Origin of the sequence: Natronomonas sp. (genome assembly GCF_046710025.1) — an archaeon.
Classification (GTDB): Archaea; Halobacteriota; Halobacteria; order Halobacteriales; family Haloarculaceae; genus Natronomonas.
Window position 1 is genome coordinate 1 of sequence record NZ_JBKEGK010000027.1, and the last position, 18982, is coordinate 18982.

The window sequence follows — 18982 nt, forward strand, 5'->3', positions numbered from 1 at the left end:
GACGATGGCGACGCTGTCGTCGGAATCGACCCTGTCGGCGAGCCGGGCCGTCGATCCGGAAGCTCCGCTCGGCCCGTCGCCCGACCCCGAGGCGCCGCCTGTCCCAACTGGCTCACGGAGCGCCGCCTCGGCCGCACCTCGGACGTCGACCGGATCGCCCCCGGACGGGTCCGCGACCGTTACCGCACATTCGGGGAGGTTGACGTCGATTTCCCCTTCGCCGAGCGGCACTCGCGTTGGAGACATTTATGTACCCTTTCTCCGACACATCATCGTTCCTTCCGCCTCGTTCCGCGTCATCCCTTTATATTGCAGATCGGCTCGACGCGAACGACGGGGTCGCCGATCCCGAGCGCCTCGGAGACGCGAACGACCTCGTCCACGTCCTTATAAACACCGGGGGCCTCCTCGGCGATCGTCGCGCCGCTTTGTGCCTTCACGTACACCTCCCGGCCCTCCAACTCCGATTGAACGTCCCCGCCCCAGAATTCGTCTTTCGCCTGTGTTCGGCTCATCAGCCGTCCGGCGCCGTGGGCTGTCGACCCGAAGGAGACGTTCAGGGAGTTCGCGCCGCCGCGAAGGACGTACGAGCCCGCACCCATGCTGCCGGGGATAATAACGGGCTGGCCAACGTCCCGGTAGGCGTCGGGCACCTCCGACCGGCCGGCCGGAAACGCCCGCGTTGCGCCCTTTCGGTGGACGTACAGCTCCCGGTCCTCGCCGTCAACGTCGTGGACTTCCTTCTTCGCGATGTTGTGGGCCACATCGTACAGCAGTTCCATCCCCAACTCCTCCCAAGACTCGCCGAAGACATCGGCGAAGACGGTCCGCGTCCGATGGGTGATGAGCTGTCGGTTGACCCACGCGAAGTTGATCGCCGCGCACATCGCCCCGTAGTACTCCTCGGCGAGTTGCGACCCCGCCGGAGCCGCCGCAAGTTCCTTGTCGGGGAGGGCGTCAACGAGACCGCTGTGGGCCGTCTCGATCCGCCGGAGGTACTCCGTACAGAGCTGATGGCCCAACCCCCGCGACCCGCAGTGGATCAACACGACCACCTGGTCGGCCTCGAGCCTGTAGGCCTCGGCGGTTTCCGGATCGAACACCTCCGCGACGCGTTGGACCTCAAGGAAGTGGTTTCCGGAGCCGAGCGATCCCATCTGGTTCTGCCCGCGATCCTTCGCGCGCTGTGGGACGGCGTCGGGGTCGGCGTCCCGGCGGACGCCGTTGTCCTCGCAGTGTTCGAGGTCGGACTCGACGGCGTAGCCAGCCTCGAGACACCACTCGACGCCGCGTTCGAGCGCCGACTCGAGGATGCCGTGGTCGCCCTCGAGAACGCCGCCGCCGCCGAGCCCCGAGGGAACAGCCTCGAAGAGCGCGTCGACGAGCGCCTCCTCGCGGCCCCGCACGTCGTCGTACTCGAGATCTGTTTTCACCATTCTCACGCCGCAATTTACATCGTAGCCGATTGCGCCGGGCGAGATGCAGCCGTCCTCGGCGTCGATGCCCGCAACGCCGCCGACCGGAAACCCGTACCCTTGGTGCCCGTCGGGCATACAGATGGCGTACTTTTGAATGCCCGGCAGGTGGGTCGCGTTGCGGAGTTGTTCGAGGGTCCTGTCCTCGACGATCTCCTCAAGCAGGCGCTCGCTCGCGAACACCCGCGCCGGGACGCGCATGTTTCCCTCTTGTGGGATCTCCCAGACGCCCTCGCGAACTCTCCGGAGCGTGATGTCGCCCGCCTCGAACGTGGTCATGGGCGTCGTTTGTTGGGGCCGGCCCAATAGCTTACGACCCGGGCGGCGGAGCGTCCCGCCGACACTCGCCACCCGTGACGAACGTTGAGTCCAAACGGGCCTTCATATGGGTACCGCAACAGTTCTGAGTATGAGAATGTCGGGAGTACCGTGCCGTCGGAAGGTTTCCGCCGGCTCGCGCCGCCTGAAACCCCCCCGTCGGAGCCGTCTCGACAGGTCGGTGATACGGGAGACATGACGCGGACAAGGACCACCCAACGAAACGGGAGCGAGCCGGTAAGCGCCGTCGTCGTCGATGACTCGCAGTTCATGCGGACGATCATCGTCGACATGCTTGAGGACGCGGGCATCGACGTGCTCGGGACGGCCTCGAACGGTGAGGACGGCGTCGAGACCGTCCTTGAGGTCGACCCCGATGTCGTCACGATGGACCTGAAAATGCCAGGCGTTGACGGGATCGAGGCCGTCGACCAGATCATGGCCGAGCGGCCGACGCCGGTGTTGGTGCTGTCGGCCCACGCCGCCGACGGCGCCGAATTGACCTTCGAGGCGATGGAGAAGGGCGCGGTCGACTTCTTCGAGAAGCCGAGCGGCGAGGTGTCAGTCGGCCTCAAACAGCAGCGTGAGTCGCTGGTGTCGACGGTTCGATCGGTCGCGAGCGCCGACGTCTCCGCGACCGAGGCGGCCGCCCAGCGGACGCGACGGGAGACGGCTGCCGGCGGCACCTCGGTCGGATCGACGCCTGCACGAACCGAGTATCCCGACCGCCCCACACTACTCGTCGGAGCCTCGACTGGCGGGCCGACAGTCGTCGAGGGTATCCTTGAGGCCCTGCCGATGGAGGCGAACTTCCGGGTGCTCGTCGTCCAGCACATGCCCGATGGGTTCACCGAGCGGTTCGCACAACGGCTCGACGATGCAAGCGAGTATTCGGTTCGGGAGGCCGCCGACGGCGACCGGATCGGCGGCGGCGAAGCCCTTGTCGCACGGGGTGACAGCCATCTCGAAGTGTCGGGCTACGGGGGCGGCCGGATCCGCGTCTCACTCACCGACGACGCCCCGGTCAACAACGTCCGGCCCGCGGTCGACGTGACGTTCCGGACAGCGGCCGAGCAGATCGATGACCCGCTCTCCGCCGCTATTCTGACGGGGATGGGGTCCGACGGCGCCGCCGGCGTCAAAGCGGTGAGTGCCGCCGGCGGAGCGGTGATCGCACAGGACGAGGAGACATCAGCGGTGTTCGGAATGCCACAGCGGGCCATCGAGACGGGCGTCGTCGACGACGTACGCCCGCGAGAAGAAGTCGTTGCGGGAATCCTGAACGCCACCACGAAGCAACAATGAACGACGACCACATACACGCATTCGTCTCAGAGTGTCGAGAGAGCATCACCGATCTTAACAATGCCCTGCTCGCGCTCGAGGACGATCCCGGCGACGACGACGCGATCGAATCGGTGTTCAGGACCGCCCATACTCTAAAGGGCAACTTCGGCGCGATGGGGTTTTCGAACGCGAGCGAACTTGCACACGTCCTCGAGGATCTTCTCGACGAGATTCGCGACGGCGAAATTGAGGTGACCCCGGAGATCATGGACGCCGCCTTCGATGGGGTCGACCGGATCGAGACGATCGTCGACGAGATCGACCGCGAGGGTGACACGCAGACCAATCCCGACGAGGCGACAGCCCGACTTCGGACAGCGATCGAGGGCGGTGTCGGAGAGGGGTCGAATGGGCATATGGACGCCGATGGCGGAGATGAAGACGCCGCAGGGGATGTGACGGACGACGATGCGGAACGGGCGTTCGCTCATGCCGAGGAGTTGCCGGAAATGGAGGATTCGGAGGGGATCGTTCACGCCCTGATCAGCGTCGACCCCGACGGGATGCTCGGCGTCGACGCGATGTTGGTCCTCGAGCCGCTGGCGAAGGCTTTCGGGAGCCTACAGACGGCCCCCGCCCGAGATCGGATCGAGGAGGGCGCGTACGACGGTACGTTCGACGTGTTCGTCTCCGGCGGAAACGCCGAGTCACTCACCGAATCGCTCGAGGGGATCGGCGCCATCGAGTCGTTCGACGTGACCGAGATCGGTGCAGCGGGCAGTTCCGACGGGGCCGACGGAGCCGACGTGGGCGCTGACACCGGCAGCGAGGATGCCGCCGGTGACGAAGCCGACGTTTCGGCCGACGACAGCGCGGCCGGTGCTGCCGACGCTACGGACGGCGCCAGCGACGATATCGACGAAGAAAGCTCCGAGGGGGGCGGTGAGGCCTCAACCAGCGGGAATGACATCTCCTCGGTTCGGGTCGATGTCGACCGCCTCGACGAGCTGCACAGCCTCGTCGAACAGCTCGTCACCGGACGGATCACGATCCGGCGTGCAATCGAAGGCGGCGACATCGAGACGGCCTCAACGAGTCTGAACGACTTCGACAAGGTGACCTCGCGGCTACAAAACACTGTGATGGACATGCGGCTCATTCCGCTGCGGCGGGTCGTAAGCAACCTCCCGCGGGTCGTCAGGGATGTTGCCAGAAGTCAGAGCAAGGATATCTCCTTCGAGATGCACGGCCAAGACATCGAACTCGACCGCTCGATCCTGACCGAAATCGAGGACCCGCTCATCCACATCCTCCGGAACGCCGTCGATCACGGCATCGAGCCCCCCGAAGAGCGCGAGGCCGCGGGCAAGCCCGCCGAAGGGACGATCGAACTCGACGCCGCCAGACAGCGCGACCACGTCACGATCACGGTTTCGGACGACGGAGCCGGGATCGATCCCGACGCGATGCGTCGAAAGGCGATCGACGAGGACGTTATTCCGGAGTCCGAAGCGGAGTCGATGAGCGACGACGAGGCGTACAACCTCGTCTTCCACCCCGGGTTCTCGACCGCAGGCGAGGTAACTGACGTGAGCGGTCGGGGCGTCGGAATGGATGTCGTCCACAGTACGGTCGAACAGCTTGACGGCACGGTCGATGTCGACAGCACGCCCGGTGAGGGAACGACCGTCGAACTTCGGCTCCCCGTCTCAGTCGCCATTGTCAACGTGTTGTTCGTCGAGGTTGGCGACCGAGAGTACGGCATCCCGATCAAGAACATCGACGAGTTGACCCACGCGAGCGACACCGAGACTGTCAATGGGAAATCGGTCGTCAGGCACGACGGCGACGTATACCCCGTAATCAGGCTGGATAAGGCCCTCGAAATCGACGACGCGATCGACAACGACGCGGCGGCCGCGTCGGGCGATCCCGGTGGGACCGAGTTCGCTGCCGACGGGGGCGATGTCAGCGGGGGCGACGATGTCGGTGCTCTCGGGGCTGGGGGTGTCGACGCGGATGGTGACGGTAGTCCGGACGGCGGGATGCTCGTCCGGATCCGCGAGTCGGTTCGCCCGGTCGCGCTCAGGTGTGATTCATTCAGTGATCAAGAAGAAGTCGTCGTCAAGCCGCTTGAGGGGTCGCTTAGTGGGATTCCGGGCCTCTCGGGCACTGCGATCCTCGGCGACGGGAACATCGTCCCGATCCTCGACGTGGTGAGCTTGGAGGAATGAACCGAACGGAGACGGGGCAAGGGCTCGCGAACGTGATCGAGTACATCGCCAACGGGATGGCCTTCGAGCCGGACTCGTACAACGAGTCGTATCTCGATCGTCGAATTTCGGCGCGGATGCGACGAACGGACTGTGAGGAGTACGCCGAGTATCTCCAATTGCTGTCGTCGAGTGACGACGAGCGGGCGGCGCTTCTGGACGCGTTGAGCATCAACGTCACGAGTTTCTTCCGCAACCCACCGGTCTGGGAGCGGCTTCGGGACGTGTTAGCCGACCTGACGGCCAGCGGCGGCACGGTCCGATGTTGGAGCGCCGCCTGCGCCGACGGCCGGGAGCCGTACTCGATCGCGATGCTCGCCCGCGACGATCCAAACATCCGAGATCGGTCGCTCGAAATAACGGCCACGGACATCGACGCCGAGATACTCAAAACCGCCCGTGATGGGAAGTACGAGTCAACCCGGACCACGGATATCGGCGAGCAACTCAAGCCGCTCTCGGCCCCGAAAGAACACGTCGATATCGACGCGGACGCGCGGTCGTTCGCCGTCCACGACCGGGTCAAACGGATGGTCTCCTTCGAGCAACACGATCTCATAAGCGGGACCCCGAAACGGGGGTACGACCTCGTGCTCTGTCGGAATCTCCTCATATATATCGACAGCTCGTACAAGACGCCGATATTCGAGACGCTGACCGCCGCGGTCGATGCGGGCGGCTTTTTGACGATCGGCAAATCCGAGACGCTTCCTCGGTCGATTCGGGAGGAGTACGACGCCTACGACAGGAGCAATCACATCTACCGGAGGGAGTGAGATGTCGCTGTACCAACTGCAACGGGAGCGCGACCTGGGCCAACTTGTCGAGACGCTACGCCGGAGCGACGACCCGGCGATACGGCGCCGGGCGGCCGAGATCATCGGCGGGATCTTCGAGAGCGACGACATCGACGAGCCCGACCTCGTGCTCAATGACGGTCCCGGCGACGACTCGATACTCGGCGCGGCCGAGGACGGCGAGCGCGAGACAGTCATCGACGTGCTGGTGTCGACCGTCAAGCATGACAACGCCGAGGGCGTCCGCGCGGCCGCCATCGACGCCCTCGATCACCACAGTCAAGAATCACTCGAACGGGTCGTCGACGAGCTCTCCGGAAAGGACCTTGCGTCGGCCGCCGACTGGGTCGCCGCTCGCGCCTTCGCGGAGGTGCTCGACGATGGCCAACCCGAACTCCGGATAGCGGCTGCGACCGGGTTGGGGCGCGTCGGCGACCCGAGCGTGACCGCTGCGCTGGTAAAACGCCTTTCCGACCCGGATGCCCGTGTCAGGGCCCGGTCGGCGGTCGCCTGCGGTCGGGTCGGTGACCCCCGGGCGGTCGAAGCGCTTGAGTCGCGACTCCACGGAGATCCGGACATCAACGTCCGGGCGGCCGCCGCCGAGGCACTCGGTGAGATCGGAACCGAGGCCGCGTTGGGGGCGCTGTTGGGAGCCGACGGTGATGACAGCGAGTCGGTCCGTCGCGTCGTCGCCGACGCCCTCGGGCAGTTCGGCAGCGTCGACCCGGTCGACGCCCTTGTGGGATATCTTGAGGACGACAGCGAGACGGTTCGCCGGACCGCTATGTTCTCCATGGTCGAAATCCTCTCGAACGCCCCACCACAGCGGAGCCACGATGTTCGCGAGGCCGCGGCTGACCGGCTCGGCTCGGCGACGGCCGACGAGGTTGTCCCGCCGCTCTCGGAGATCCTGACCGATAGTTCGGGCGCGCCACAGCGGCGCAACGCCGCGTGGCTCCTCGGTCGCGTCGTCGGCGACGAGTACGAATCAACCGCCCGCGAGGCGCTGTTGGCGGCGCTCGGAGACGACGATGGGATGACAGCACAGTTCGCCGCAACAAGCCTCACAGCGCTCGACAGCCCCGGTCTGGAGGACGATCTCCTCGAACTAGTCAAAAGCGACGACGCCAGCCACGAGTTGCGCTCAAAGTCGCTTTTCGTCCTCGGAAAGGTTGGCGGTGACGACGCGAGGGCGGCGCTCGGCGAGTTCGTCGACAAAACCGACGACGACGGGCTTCGCGAGGCGGCCTTCTCGGCGCTGTCGAAACTCGGCGGCATCGGCGGGGGTGCCGGCCCGTGAGCAAATCCGAGCAGAAGCTACTCGACACTACCGGTCGGTTCACCCAGGTTATAAAAGACGGGACGAAACTCGGCGATATCGGGTGGACCGACGGGCGAATCCTGTTGTCGAACCGGCGGCTCATCCTCGCAGGGACGGACGGCAAACGGACGATCCAGCTCTCGAAGATCGACACCATCGAGGGCCGCTACGACGTCAACAAGGCGATCGCGCAGGTGACGGACTACGTGAGCATCCGCGTCGGTCGGGATGTCTTTCTCATCTCGACGGGCGAAGCCGAGGACTTCGAGCGAATCCTTCATAAAACGATCCTCGATGGCAACATCCTTCTTATAAAACACCCGGCGATCGAGGGCGGCGTCGTCCGCGATGTCAGCTGGAAAAAGGCCCGCGTCAAGATCGGTGAGGGGGCGGTCAACCTCGCTGTCGAAGATGGCTCGTTCGTCCGGATCGATATCGACGACATCGGAACCGTCGAACAGGACGAACGGAGCGTTCGATCCGCGGAGCGTCCGGTTCTTGAGGCCGAACACACCGAGGAGGGAACGAGCGTCGAGACGTATCTCTCGGGTAATAAAAAGCACTGCTCGGTGCTCGGGTCGGTGCTCAAACGCGGCGCCGAGCGGAACGCCTCCTCGATCGATCTCGACAAGGACGAAAAGGAGGTGTTGATGGCGCTTTACTCCGGCGTTTCTTCGTTCGAGGTGCCGGAATTCTTGGACATGGACCCCGACGACGTTGAGGAGATCTACGAGGAACTGGTCGAGTTGGACGTCTTACAGGAAGTCCGGATTCGACGCGAGGTCGCGTTGAAACCCCGCGGGCGGAACATCGCCAGCGAGTCGATGAACAGTCAGTAAACGGATCTTGTTCTTCGAGTAGTTGCGACGGCCTCGATCCGCCTACCACGTGCCGTGGAACGTGTCGAACGAGAGGCTATCGAGCGGCTTCTCGCCGATCGCGATCTTGTACTCGCCGGGGGTCAACATTGGCTGTTTGAACTGCGGCCCGTCGTCGGTCGTGATCCGGGGGCAGCCGGTGTTGACGTAGGCGTCAAACCCGAAGTTCGTGAGCCGATCGGGCGTGACCTCGTCCATTGTCAACATGTAGGCGCTGTCGTTGTTCTCAACGATCTCTTCGGCAACGTCCCAGCGGCCTTGGCCGATCTTCGTACAGAAGACGACGCCCCACTCCTCGGCGTCCATCGCCCGGTGGACCGCGCCGTAGCGCTGTTTCATGAATTTCTCGGTGTCGGCGATGGTCACGACGTTGTTAACCGGATCGGCGATGATCACCTTCTTGTCTGGGTGTTCCATCGCCAGCCCGAGCGGGTGGAACTTCCCGCCGCCGACGTAGAGGATCTGGTCGGCGTCAACGTCCGCCGATGCGTAGTTACAGCCGAGCACCTGTCCCTCATTGGTCAGCCGTTCGTCCCCACGGCGAGTCTCGACATCGTAGCCGCGCTCCTCAAGCCACGACCGCATCTCGTCGAACTGATTCATGTGTTGGGCCGTCGTCACGAGGCCGACGGCGTCGTCCTCCTCGGGGGTCGTCAACTCGGAGAGCGACTCCTCCATGATCGGCGTCACGTCGACGTTCGAGAACAGCGGCACGTAGATGATCTTGTCCGACTCCTTCATCGGGGAGTGCCCGAAGTGGACGAAGACGTCCGTCCGACGCATCATGTAGGTGTCCAGATCGCAGGCCCCGTAGCAGGGCTGCCCGGAGATGAGCACCGTCGCGTCGTCGGGGAGCAAATGCCGGAGGTCGTCGGCGACACGGCCCGCCCGCCGTTTTAGTCCCTCGGGGAACTGTAGGCCGATCTTCTTCGCGTCACGTTCCTCGACCGCTTCGACGATCCGGTCCAGTTCGTAGTCCCACGTCCGCTCGTGTTTGAGCGATAGTCCGGTGTTCCGGAGGTCGCCCGCCGTTCGTTCGGTGTCCGATTCTTGACTCATTAGGGTTAATTGTGTATCGGGGCGTAAAACAGCCGCGTTTTAGGCCGTCTCCTGTGTGGTCTAGAACAGTTCCGCATCCGCCACGTCTATACGATATCGCTTCGAATCTATACTAATGAGTATTGAAACGACCCCGGACGCTAGGGCGACCGAACTCGCCGAGGAACTTGGCGACGCGATCACCGAACTCCCCGTCTACGAGGCGTTCCTGGAGGCGAAAGAAGCGGTCACCGAAGATGACGAACTCCAACGAGAGATGGAGGAGTTCGAACGCCTCCGCGAGGAGTTCCTGATGTCCCGAGAGGCCGGCACAGCTACCAACGATGACCTCCTCGAACTGCAGGCTGCCCAAGAGGAGCTCCACAACAAACCCAAGATGTCGACGTATCTGGAGGCCAAATCCGATATCGAGCTCCGCCTGCAGGAGCTCGACCACATCATCTCGGACCCCCTCGCCGTCGAATTCGGGGAGACGGCCGGTGGCTGCTGCCAGGACTGATCAAGACACGCTCGACTGCTTCAGCCAGACCGTCTCATGTGCTCTCTCGGCCGGTGTGACCGAAGCGCCAACCGCCCGACTTTTTGACCTCGGGTGACCCAGATGGGGTATGACGATCCATTCCGACTGGGGCGATTGGCTCCCACAAGCCGTCGCCGAGGCCGACCCCGATGGCCTCGGCATCTGGTATCTCGGCTGCAACGGGTTCGTCCTCAAAGCCGCCGACGGCACGACCGTCTTCATTGATCCCTACCTCGGAACGGGCGATCCGCCCCGAACCGTCCGGATGATCCCGATTCCGTTCGCCCCCGAGGATGTCGTCGCCGCCGACGCAGTGCTTGCGACCCACGAACACACTGATCACATCCACGGCCCATCGCAGGCGCCGATCCTCACCGAAACGGAAGCGACTCTGTTTGGCCCTTCGGCGTCGGTCGAGATCGCCGACGGGTGGCGCGATGACTACGATGTCGACGCCGACGATATCGCGGAGGTTTCGGAGGGCGATACCCTCGACGTCGGATCGCTGTCGATCCACGTCGAAGCAGCCCGCGACCCTGATGCCGACCACCCCGTTTCCTACGTCGTCGAGTGTGACGCCGGCACGTTCTTCCACGGCGGCGATGCCCGACCCAGCGAGGACTTCGAGGCGATCGGCTCGACGTACGACATCGATCTCGCGGTCGTCGCTTTCGGCTCCTCGGGGATGATCCCCGACAAGGAAACTCGCGAGCCGACGTACACGAAATGGTACTCCGGCGAGAATATGGCCGCGGAGGCGGCGAAGCAACTTCAAACGGACCGGATGCTCCCGACGCACTGGGACATGTGGAAGGGCCTCACCGCCGACCCGACCGCTATCTTCGATCACGTTCGGAGCTTCGAGTACCCTCGGAGTGTCGACATTCTCGAGATCGGCGATCGGACGCACCTATAACCGCCGGCCGTTTTCGTCGCCGATCGTCAAACACACGCCCTGAATTGATCACCGAGACTCCAATCGCGGATCACTACGGATTTTTGCCGATTGGTATAGCACACTGCAGTGTATACGAACCGCTCTTCGCACTGGTGTCCGGCGACGCCGGTCGATCCGATCCCTTGAGCCGTCGCGTAGCTTTATGCGCTGCCCGACGGATCGATGTGTATGCCCGACGTCGATCCCTCCGAGACCGTGACGACGGCGAGCGATGGAGTCACGGTCGAGAAATCGTTCGAGCCCGACGACTTTCCCGTGCCGGCCATCGCGTTCGACCTCCGCTCGGAGCGTGAAACCCCCGCGTCGGTTCAGATCGTCGACACCGTTCCCGACGACGTCGCCCCGGAAAATATCGGCTTTCACCCGAAGTACGGTGCGGAGTTTTGGGACGCTGACGGCGATGAGATAATCTTCAGGCGGGAACTTGCGCCCGAGGAGTCGTACACGACTGTGTACGGGCTCCGCGGCGGCGACGCCTCGGTCGCGACGAAGTTTCTGAGCGAGCCTCGGCTCGAACTCGACCCCATTGCGGTCGAGTCCTTCGAAGACTCGTCCGCCCCGCCGATTCACGATATGGAATCGACCGACGAACCGGAACTGCGTGATGAGTCCGGTGACGCCAGCTATCTTGTCTCGGACCCCGACCACTTCGACGCCGACCCTGGCTACGCCGACAGCCCCGATCCTGAGTCGGCGGATCGCGACGAAGCCGGCTCCGGTCACCGTGGCTTCGCCGACCCGACAGCCGACGCGGAGGACGGACTCCTCGGAACACTTGCCGAGGAACTCGAGGCGGCAGAGCCCGACGATCCTGATCTCGCCGCGCTCCGGGCCGCCCTCGGCGTCGAATCACCCACGAGCGTCGAGACGCGGATCGAACACCTCCAGTCGACGGTCGCGGATCTCGAGGCTTACACCGACGCTCTCGAGACCTTCCTCGACGAGAACGGCGACGCCCAGGAGGTACTCGCCGACCTCCGCGAGCGACACGACGAAACCATCGACCGGCTTGACGACGTCGAGTCGACCGCCGAGGACGCGGCCGAGGAAATCGAAGCCACAGAGGATCGGCTCGGAGCGACCATCGATGCCGTACGCGCCGACATCGAGGCGATCGAAGCCGATGTTGCGACCCTCTCTTCGGAGCTTGAGACGGTCCTCGAGATGCGCAGTCGACTCGCGAACGCGTTCGACGGGGGCGTGTCGGACAGTCCGGCTCCCGGTGAAGACGAGACTGCCGACGGTGCCGACGCCGGAAGCGCCGACACTCGCACTGGTGCTCACGTTGCCGACACCGACACTATTACCAGAACTGGTACCGACGCCCACACGACTGTCCACGACGACGGCCGCGAGGAGCCACCCGACCGAGAATAAACCAGGCCGCCTTTGTACATCGGATGTCTGAACTCAGGCATGACGACGATCCCCGTTGCCGTACCGCGGAAGGGGCGCCCCCTCGAGGCGGTTCTCGAGCGCGTCGCCGCCGTCGCGGATGCCGAGGCGGCGGCCGACGCGGTCATCTCGACGCTCCGTTATGAAAAGGCCATCACGAAAGGCGACCAGACGGCTGACGGCGACGTATACGACCGGCTGGCGGCCTACAGCGACACCGATCCGCAGCAACCGGAGTACACGCTGTTGCGCGATGCCCGCCCAGGATCGCCGCGACGGATTGTCTTCGACTCACTGCGCGTCGAAACGGGGGCACACACACTCCACCTCGTCGGGCGAGAGGAACCGTTCAGGGCGCTCCGGAAGCACGAGTTCCCGCTCGGGTTCGACAGCGCCGATCTCGTTCTTGAGGAAGTCGTCGGTATCGAATCCGACCCCCTCTCGTCGCTGTCGGAACTCAATGATCGCATCGATCCCCGCGACACTGACGTGCGGGTCATCGACGGGCTCGGCGATACCGTCGATCACGCGCTGCTCTCGACCCCGGACGTGGCGACCGATCCGGACCGGTCGTTCCTCAAGTCGTACGAGGGGCCGCTGTGCATCTCCCCCCGATACGAGCGGCTGGTCCGGGCTATCGTCGGAACCGACGCGATGGAGGGTATCTCCTTTCGGTACCCGGGCGAGCGCGAGGAGGAGGCCGCGATCGCGTCGGTCGGCGTTGGGGTGTATCTCACCGTGACGGGATCGACGGCTCGCGACCACGGGCTCCGCGTCGGCGAACGGCTGTTCCCGAGCGAGACCGTCCTCCTCGAGAACCACGAGGAACGCACCGATGCGGTGGGTTCGATCGCCCGGACGCTCTTCGGTAGTGTCGAGACGACGGTCTGATCGACGCCCGTCGCGTCGCGGCGACTTCCTGACGGTAGCTATCAGTTCGACCGGACTCGTTCGAAAAATCCAGTATTAGCTACCCGGTGTCCACCGCAACGGCACCGACTCCAGTTAATGTATACAGTTTGATGCCAAATTGCTCGAGAGTGTCAGGAGCGAGAACAGTACCGCTATATGACCGATGTGTCTATCTGCTTCGACAGTTTAATACACCGAACGAGCAATCATAGTATCGACTAAATATATATATGTCTCGGGGCGTCAAATGGAAGGCGAGTGTTGGGCTTCTCGGGGTCGGGATCAAGTACCTCGCAGTCACGATGTTGATTCCGCTGGTCGTGGCGGTCGCGTACGGTGAGGATATCTGGGTGTTTCTCGTCTCGATGGCGCTCGTCGCCGCGATCGGGTTCGCCGTAGAGCGGGTGGACCCGGATCCGGACCTTGGCCCCCGTGAGGCGCTGCTGTTCGTCTCGCTCGCATGGCTCGCCGCTGCGGCCATCGGTACCATCCCCTACCTACTCGCCGGATACGGCACGGCATCGACGGTTGCTCACCCAGTGAACGCGCTGTTCGAGTCGATGAGCGGGTTCACCACTACGGGTGCAACCGTGCTCGGCGAGATCAGCACGGACCGCCACTCTCACGCCGTGTTGATGTGGCGCCAACTCACGCAGTGGCTCGGCGGCATGGGGATCATCGTGCTGATGATCGCTATCCTGCCCGAAGTCGCGGTCAACGGTGCCCAGCTGATGGAATCGGAGGCACCGGGCCCGGAGCTCCAGAAGCTCACGCCGAGAATAGAGGAAACGGCGCGCGCGCTCTGGCTGATCTACTTCGGGTTCACCGTGGTGTATATCGTGATCCTGTACGGACTCCACCTGCTTGGGATGGCGCCAAATATGGATCTGTTCAACGCGATCGCCCATGGGTTCACGACTCTGCCAACCGGTGGGTTCTCACCGGAGGCCGACAGCATCGCGGCGTTCTCGGCTGCCGTGCAATGGGTCGTCATCCCGTTCATGGTCGTAGCTGGCGTCAACTTCGCGTTGTTCTGGCATGTATTACGTGGTGAGGCCGAAGTCATGCTGGAGAACGCGGAGTTCCGCGCATACGCCGGCGCCATCGCGGTCGTGACCGCCGTCCTCGCGGTGATGTTGTTCCGCGGCGCGGCACCGGCAATCGAATTGGGCGGAACGACGCAGAGTGTCGCTGGGAGCTCACTGCGGCAGGCCGCCTTCCAGATCGGGTCGTTGTTGAACTCCACAGGGTACGCCACTGCCGACTTCGTGCAGTGGGACACCGACGCGCAGATTCTCCTCATGTTCGCGATGTTCATCGGCGGCTCCGCCGGTTCGACCGGTGGAGGGGTCAAGATTGTGCGATGGCTCATCGTCGGGAAGGCGATCCGCCGAGAGCTGTTCACCTCAGCCCACCCGGATGTTGTTCAGCCGGTCCGCCTAAGCGGGAGCGTCGTCGACGAGGACGCCATCCGCGGTATCATGGCGTTCACCATCCTGTATCTTGTCCTGTTCGGAGTCTCGGCGGTATTCCTGTCTATTGATGCCGCACGGATCGGGATTCAGCTGACGATGCTGGAATCGACAAGCGCCTCGCTGGCAACCATCGGGAACATCGGACCGGGCTTCGGTCGGCTCGGCCCGTTCGGGAGTTACCTCTTTTTCCCCAACACGTCGAAGCTACTGATGGTCTTCCTGATGTGGGTCGGTCGACTTGAGATCGTCCCGGTGCTCGCGGTGTTCGTCTCGGCGCTGGACAGTCAGTGAGGACTCGATCGATTTCGAACGACGCAACGCGACTGAGTCTTTCGACGTTGTTGATCGCTGGCAGCACCTTTGAGCCGAGCGTGATCGGGCCGATGGGCGAGACCGCAATCGTTGAAGTCGCTCGTGAGTATCTCGGATTCGGCGGCGTCGTCGTCATCCTGATTGCTGGGCTACTTGCGACGATTTCTTCGGCAAACGCATCAATCCTGAGTGCCTCACGTGCGCTGTACGGGTTGAGTTCGGATGCACTCGTTCCGGAGGCTGCCGCCCGTGTCAACCGCGAGTACGGAACGCCACACTTCGCACTGTCGTTCGTGGGCGGCGTGACAGTCGTCTTGGTCGCCACTGGCCGAACAGAAGTGCTCGCCGAAGTGGCGTCGTTTCTCCATCTCATCATGTACGGGCTCATCTGCGTCGTACTGATCACGATTCGCCGTCGAGATCCAGCATGGTACGACCCCGCTTTCACATGCCCCGGATACCCGGCTGTCCCAATCGTCGGCGGCCTCGCAAGCTTTGCACTAATCGGATTCATGCAGCTGCTCTCGCAGATACTCGGCGCCACTCTCGCAGTTGTTGCGGCTGCTTGGTATCTGGTCTATGCGAGAGATATCCAACTGAAAAACCAATTGTAGCAACGCGTTCTGCCGCCAGTACGAAGACGACGTTACCTCTAATTTCGATGACAGTCTCTTCCACGCTGGACGGCAACCTCACCGCTGGCGCAATCGCACTGACAACGATACCATCCGGCAGGTTCTGGACAGGACAACGAGTCATCTGTCCAGTCAGGATGCTATATTGATCAATTTTTATTTCGATGACTTCTGCCCGGTCGTCCTCTATGAGGAAGACTCCGGCGCTTTGCCCAGTTAGCTGTTCGAGAGAGACGCTATTCAGCAGCGTAAAAATCCACGGCATTTCTTACGCCCGCTAAATAAATCCGATGATAGACGTTCAAATTCGATGCTTGACCGGTAGACTTCTTGCGAGTTGACGGCGATTCAACCTACAACTGACTTACCTCCGAAACTGTGATCCCGTGAGGGGAATCGGATTTGATATATCATCATACAGTTTATGCGTTCGACATGGCACGAACGTCTTCGGCGAACCCATCCCGAAGTCCCGAACATAGCGCACTAAACCCCATAATCAATCCAGAAGTCGGTACACGTTTGCTTCGTACACCGTCCTGACCCGATCCCCCCAGTTGTGAGTGTACGTGTCGATGATATCCGTGGCGACATCGCCACGGAGGTACTTTACGATGCCCCGATCACCGGTCTCGTCGCGGAGATGTGTGGTGAAAAAGTGTCTGAAGTAGTGTGGCGTGACGTTTTCCTCGGCGCTTCCGCCAGCGTGGTGCCACCCTCGCTGGCCGGCCCGTTCGGCGACAACGTTCCGAGCCATCGATGGGGTGACCCGCCGCCCCCACTTACTGGTTGAACAGAACAGCGGTTCTGCGGGCGAGTCAACGTCGGGTCGGATCGCAAGCCACGACTTCAACAGCCGTTTCAATTCATCGTCGACCGGAACCACGGTGTCGCGTTTGCGCTTGTTAGAGGCAGTTCGTTCCTCGCCGTTGTAGGGTTCTCCGCGCGCCGGTTCGCTCGAGACGTACACTGAGTCGGGACGCCCCTCAAGCGCGCCGCGGTGGGCGACGCCGAACGCGGCCGAGACATCGGAATCATCGAGGTAGATATCTCGAAGGTCCAAGTTACAACACTCACCGACTCGCATCCCCGTCTTCAGGAGCGTCCCGACGAGAGCCCGCTCCAGCGGGTGCGACAGCTCCGAAACGAACGACCGCATCTCCGGAACCGATATTTCGCGCCGGGTCGGGTCAGTGTCTATCGACTCCTCCATCTCCTCGGTGACGAGCGCCATCGGGTTGGTATCGAAGGTGCCGACCTGCCGCATGTATTCATAAAAGCGGTGCACATAGGCAGCGTAGGTTGCAACGGTGCTGTCGGCGTGTTTGTCTCGAAGGGAGTGCACCCACGTCATACAACCCCGTCTGTCGGCATCCGCGAGGCTCGTTCCCCTGGTTTCGAGGAACGTCTCGAACGAACGAAGTACCCGCTCGTAGGCTACTCTGGTCCGCTCGCTTCGGCCGTGAAGTGTCATGTCCTGTACAAAGTACGAGACAGCGTCGTCCGAATCGGTCGCGCCCGGCGTCTCAGTGCTCATCGTCGATCACCGTATATCCCCCGTGACGGCCGCTGTATTTGACCCGGCCGGCTGCTTGGAGTTCGTCGAGAGCCGCTTCGAGTCGATCCTCGATGTCGTCCGTGACGCCGGCGAGCAGTCGGTCCCAGTCGGCGAACTCGTCCTCACGAAGAACGTCGAGGACACGTTCTTCAAGTCCGTTCACCCCTGGGGTTGGATCGGAAACATCGCCGTCCGGCCCGTCGTCCGTAGTATATAAATCGAAGCTCCGACGCCCGGCCTGCACCATCGTGCGGACGTACTCGGCGTTGCTCATATCGAGTTCGTCGGCTTCCTCTCGCCATCGTTCCCGCTGTGTTGATGGGACGTAGGTTTGCACCGAGACGCGTTCGCTCTCAGCCATACGCTCGTGTTCAGCCCCCGGGCTCATCAAGGTACGTCAGACACGACGATAAGAGCTTTTATCGTCCGGTCTAATTCGCTATTCGCGTTGTGCAGCACGTTTTATCGGTATAATTAATTCAAAATTTCAATAGAGGATTTATTTTAGACGACATATCATATCGGTCCGCCATCGTTGGATCGGTCAACCGATCGTTTCTGGACTGCCGATGTTGTCGCACAGTCGTTGCCGCAGAATAGCTTCTGGGACAGTACGAAATAAGATTCAGGCGGACAACGAGTAGTTCATCCCAATCGCTCGGAAAGCGCTACGCCAGGCCTGTCCGTCGAGCACATTTGCCTTTCGGTCGGCAATACCGGCAGGCACGTACGGGGTGAGTGACTTTCATCTGCTGTGCACCCAAACTGCGGCCCTGGAATCGGCGTATCAATGCGCAGGCCACTTGATCGCTCGAAGGGCTGAGAGACTCCGGTATACGCACCGGACGCCCGCCATCGGACACCATAGGGTGAATCAGCTCAATCCGCTGTGGGCGTTCTGTTGACGTTTTTCGTTCACAACACCACATTTCTCTCAGGACTCGGGGATGTCACGGTGAAATTGATGTCAGATTATGGTTGAAGCCGGATTCTGAACATTCGCCGGGGTCTGACAATGGTGTGTAAAGACACGCAGAGAAACAGCCACAACGGGTACCCTCAGCAGGCCTGACGCCCGATGTTCCACACTGACGAGAGGGCCGTTCCCGTGGTCGGAATCCGCCGGATTCTGACGACACCACGGGCAGGTGCAGGCTCATTAAACGACATCGGCCGCAGACCCTCGCGTGCATGAGAGCGCCGCCGGGAACACGGCAAAGACATATTCCATCGTGCGGCTTAGCTTGGAAGTGGTGATAATAGGTCGGCCGCGCTAGCGTGTATAGAACGTGGCTGCGTCGTCGTCACACGCTTCTCACGGATTCAATGCTCCGAGGACAATACCTTTCGACACCAACCCGGATGTCATATTTCGCTTCGGATCGCAGGACTCATCGGGCACACTGACGGCCTACCAGCCATTTCTGAGCACGAGCGTCGCCGCCCTCATGAGAAACCACGAACTCCCACCGGTGGTTCGATCCCCTCTCAGATTCGTGCTCTGTGCCTCCGTCTGAGCCGACTACCAGGGACACGTGTCCTCCGTGTGTCGGCTCTCAAACTGATAAACTATATATTGCTATACTAAATTTGATGCGGTGGCGCTGCGAATACCCCCGAATCCGTGCACGAGATCCGGCTCTATCGACGGAAATCGACTCAGAGGAGGATGTGATCAGTGTGTCACGACCGCCACTCGCCGGTGGGGAGTGGCGGTCGTTCGCCCAGAACTGCGAAATTCACCCGGCTTGGAGAGTGATGCCTCTCACGAAGGGCTTGCGCGGGTCGGGATCTACAGCAATGCGCTCA

The 18982-nt window shown here is 62.4% G+C and carries 14 protein-coding genes and 2 pseudogenes; 11 read left to right on the forward strand and 5 right to left on the reverse strand.

Going from position 1 to position 18982, the window contains the following annotated elements:
- Together ACI944_RS03380 and ACI944_RS03385 are read right to left on the reverse strand one after the other, a co-directional pair.
- A pseudogene (locus ACI944_RS03380) lies at window positions 1-246 on the reverse strand (hypothetical protein); the annotation flags it as partial.
- 50 nt (window positions 247-296) lie between these two features.
- Complete coding sequence (locus tag ACI944_RS03385) at window positions 297-1754, reverse strand: RtcB family protein (protein ID WP_411717667.1); 1458 nt, start codon at window positions 1752-1754, stop codon at window positions 297-299.
- Between the two features lie 234 nt (window positions 1755-1988).
- On the opposite strand from ACI944_RS03385, the gene cheB reads away from it, so the two are divergent.
- Genes cheB through ACI944_RS03410 form a run of 5 tightly spaced genes read left to right on the forward strand, consistent with a single transcriptional unit; the run spans window position 1989 to window position 8310 of the window.
- Window positions 1989-3098 carry a chemotaxis-specific protein-glutamate methyltransferase CheB gene (cheB, locus tag ACI944_RS03390; protein WP_411717668.1) on the forward strand — a complete coding sequence of 370 codons (1110 nt, stop codon included), beginning with the start codon at window positions 1989-1991 and terminating at the stop codon, window positions 3096-3098.
- On the forward strand, window positions 3095-5314 hold the full coding sequence (locus tag ACI944_RS03395) for an ATP-binding protein (RefSeq protein ID WP_411717669.1): 2220 nt from the start codon (window positions 3095-3097) through the stop codon (window positions 5312-5314). The genes cheB and ACI944_RS03395 overlap by 4 nt, the downstream gene beginning before the upstream one ends.
- Window positions 5311-6129, forward strand: a complete 819-nt coding sequence (locus ACI944_RS03400) for a CheR family methyltransferase (RefSeq protein WP_411717670.1) — start codon at window positions 5311-5313, stop codon at window positions 6127-6129. The genes ACI944_RS03395 and ACI944_RS03400 overlap by 4 nt, the downstream gene beginning before the upstream one ends.
- Window position 6130: 1 nt before the next feature.
- Window positions 6131-7450 carry a HEAT repeat domain-containing protein gene (locus tag ACI944_RS03405; RefSeq protein ID WP_411717671.1) on the forward strand — a complete coding sequence of 440 codons (1320 nt, stop codon included), beginning with the start codon at window positions 6131-6133 and terminating at the stop codon, window positions 7448-7450.
- Window positions 7447-8310 (forward strand): CheF family chemotaxis protein, encoded by an 864-nt coding sequence (locus tag ACI944_RS03410; protein ID WP_411717672.1) that lies wholly within the window; start codon window positions 7447-7449, stop codon window positions 8308-8310. The genes ACI944_RS03405 and ACI944_RS03410 overlap by 4 nt, the downstream gene beginning before the upstream one ends.
- A 42-nt stretch (window positions 8311-8352) precedes the next feature.
- Here ACI944_RS03410 and dph2 read toward each other — a convergent pair whose 3' ends face one another.
- Complete coding sequence (gene dph2, locus ACI944_RS03415; protein ID WP_411717673.1) at window positions 8353-9408, reverse strand: diphthamide biosynthesis enzyme Dph2; 1056 nt, start codon at window positions 9406-9408, stop codon at window positions 8353-8355.
- A gap of 115 nt (window positions 9409-9523) precedes the next feature.
- Here dph2 and ACI944_RS03420 point away from each other — a divergent pair, with 115 nt between their 5' ends.
- From ACI944_RS03420 to ACI944_RS03445, 6 genes and pseudogenes are all read left to right on the forward strand, one after another.
- Window positions 9524-9907 (forward strand): YlbF family regulator, encoded by a 384-nt coding sequence (locus ACI944_RS03420; RefSeq protein WP_411717674.1) that lies wholly within the window; start codon window positions 9524-9526, stop codon window positions 9905-9907.
- A 109-nt stretch (window positions 9908-10016) separates the two neighbouring features.
- On the forward strand, window positions 10017-10844 hold the full coding sequence (locus tag ACI944_RS03425; RefSeq protein WP_411717675.1) for an MBL fold metallo-hydrolase: 828 nt from the start codon (window positions 10017-10019) through the stop codon (window positions 10842-10844).
- Between the two features lie 210 nt (window positions 10845-11054).
- On the forward strand, window positions 11055-12263 hold the full coding sequence (locus ACI944_RS03430) for a hypothetical protein (protein WP_411717676.1): 1209 nt from the start codon (window positions 11055-11057) through the stop codon (window positions 12261-12263).
- 39 nt (window positions 12264-12302) lie between these two features.
- Entirely contained in the window at window positions 12303-13172 is an 870-nt protein-coding gene (locus tag ACI944_RS03435; RefSeq protein ID WP_411717677.1) for a hypothetical protein, read from the forward strand.
- Between the two features lie 251 nt (window positions 13173-13423).
- The gene (locus ACI944_RS03440) at window positions 13424-14959 is read left to right on the forward strand and encodes a TrkH family potassium uptake protein (RefSeq protein WP_411717678.1); all 1536 of its coding nucleotides are present in this window, start codon (window positions 13424-13426) and stop codon (window positions 14957-14959) included.
- 32 nt (window positions 14960-14991) lie between these two features.
- A pseudogene (locus ACI944_RS03445) lies at window positions 14992-15594 on the forward strand (APC family permease); the annotation flags it as partial.
- Window positions 15595-16114: 520 nt separating this feature from the next.
- Here the strand turns inward: ACI944_RS03445 and ACI944_RS03450 are convergent.
- Both ACI944_RS03450 and ACI944_RS03455 read right to left on the reverse strand, forming a co-directional pair.
- A complete protein-coding gene (locus ACI944_RS03450; protein ID WP_411717679.1) occupies window positions 16115-17152 on the reverse strand; it encodes a tyrosine-type recombinase/integrase in 1038 nt (345 codons plus the stop codon).
- Window positions 17142-17534 carry a DUF5805 domain-containing protein gene (locus ACI944_RS03455; protein WP_411717680.1) on the reverse strand — a complete coding sequence of 131 codons (393 nt, stop codon included), beginning with the start codon at window positions 17532-17534 and terminating at the stop codon, window positions 17142-17144. The genes ACI944_RS03450 and ACI944_RS03455 overlap by 11 nt, the downstream gene beginning before the upstream one ends.
- Window positions 17535-18982: the final 1448 nt, after the last annotated feature.

Coding starts and splice junctions, on each gene's coding strand:
- cheB (WP_411717668.1), top strand. CDS start 1,989: ATGACGCGGACAAGGACCACCCAACGAAACGGGAGCGAGCCGGTAAGC.
- dph2 (WP_411717673.1), bottom strand. CDS start 9,408: ATGAGTCAAGAATCGGACACCGAACGAACGGCGGGCGACCTCCGGAAC.
- ACI944_RS03385 (WP_411717667.1), bottom strand. CDS start 1,754: ATGACCACGTTCGAGGCGGGCGACATCACGCTCCGGAGAGTTCGCGAG.
- ACI944_RS03395 (WP_411717669.1), top strand. CDS start 3,095: ATGAACGACGACCACATACACGCATTCGTCTCAGAGTGTCGAGAGAGC.
- ACI944_RS03430 (WP_411717676.1), top strand. CDS start 11,055: ATGCCCGACGTCGATCCCTCCGAGACCGTGACGACGGCGAGCGATGGA.
- ACI944_RS03425 (WP_411717675.1), top strand. CDS start 10,017: ATGACGATCCATTCCGACTGGGGCGATTGGCTCCCACAAGCCGTCGCC.
- ACI944_RS03455 (WP_411717680.1), bottom strand. CDS start 17,534: ATGGCTGAGAGCGAACGCGTCTCGGTGCAAACCTACGTCCCATCAACA.
- ACI944_RS03450 (WP_411717679.1), bottom strand. CDS start 17,152: ATGAGCACTGAGACGCCGGGCGCGACCGATTCGGACGACGCTGTCTCG.
- ACI944_RS03440 (WP_411717678.1), top strand. CDS start 13,424: ATGTCTCGGGGCGTCAAATGGAAGGCGAGTGTTGGGCTTCTCGGGGTC.
- ACI944_RS03400 (WP_411717670.1), top strand. CDS start 5,311: ATGAACCGAACGGAGACGGGGCAAGGGCTCGCGAACGTGATCGAGTAC.
- ACI944_RS03405 (WP_411717671.1), top strand. CDS start 6,131: ATGTCGCTGTACCAACTGCAACGGGAGCGCGACCTGGGCCAACTTGTC.
- ACI944_RS03420 (WP_411717674.1), top strand. CDS start 9,524: ATGAGTATTGAAACGACCCCGGACGCTAGGGCGACCGAACTCGCCGAG.
- ACI944_RS03435 (WP_411717677.1), top strand. CDS start 12,303: ATGACGACGATCCCCGTTGCCGTACCGCGGAAGGGGCGCCCCCTCGAG.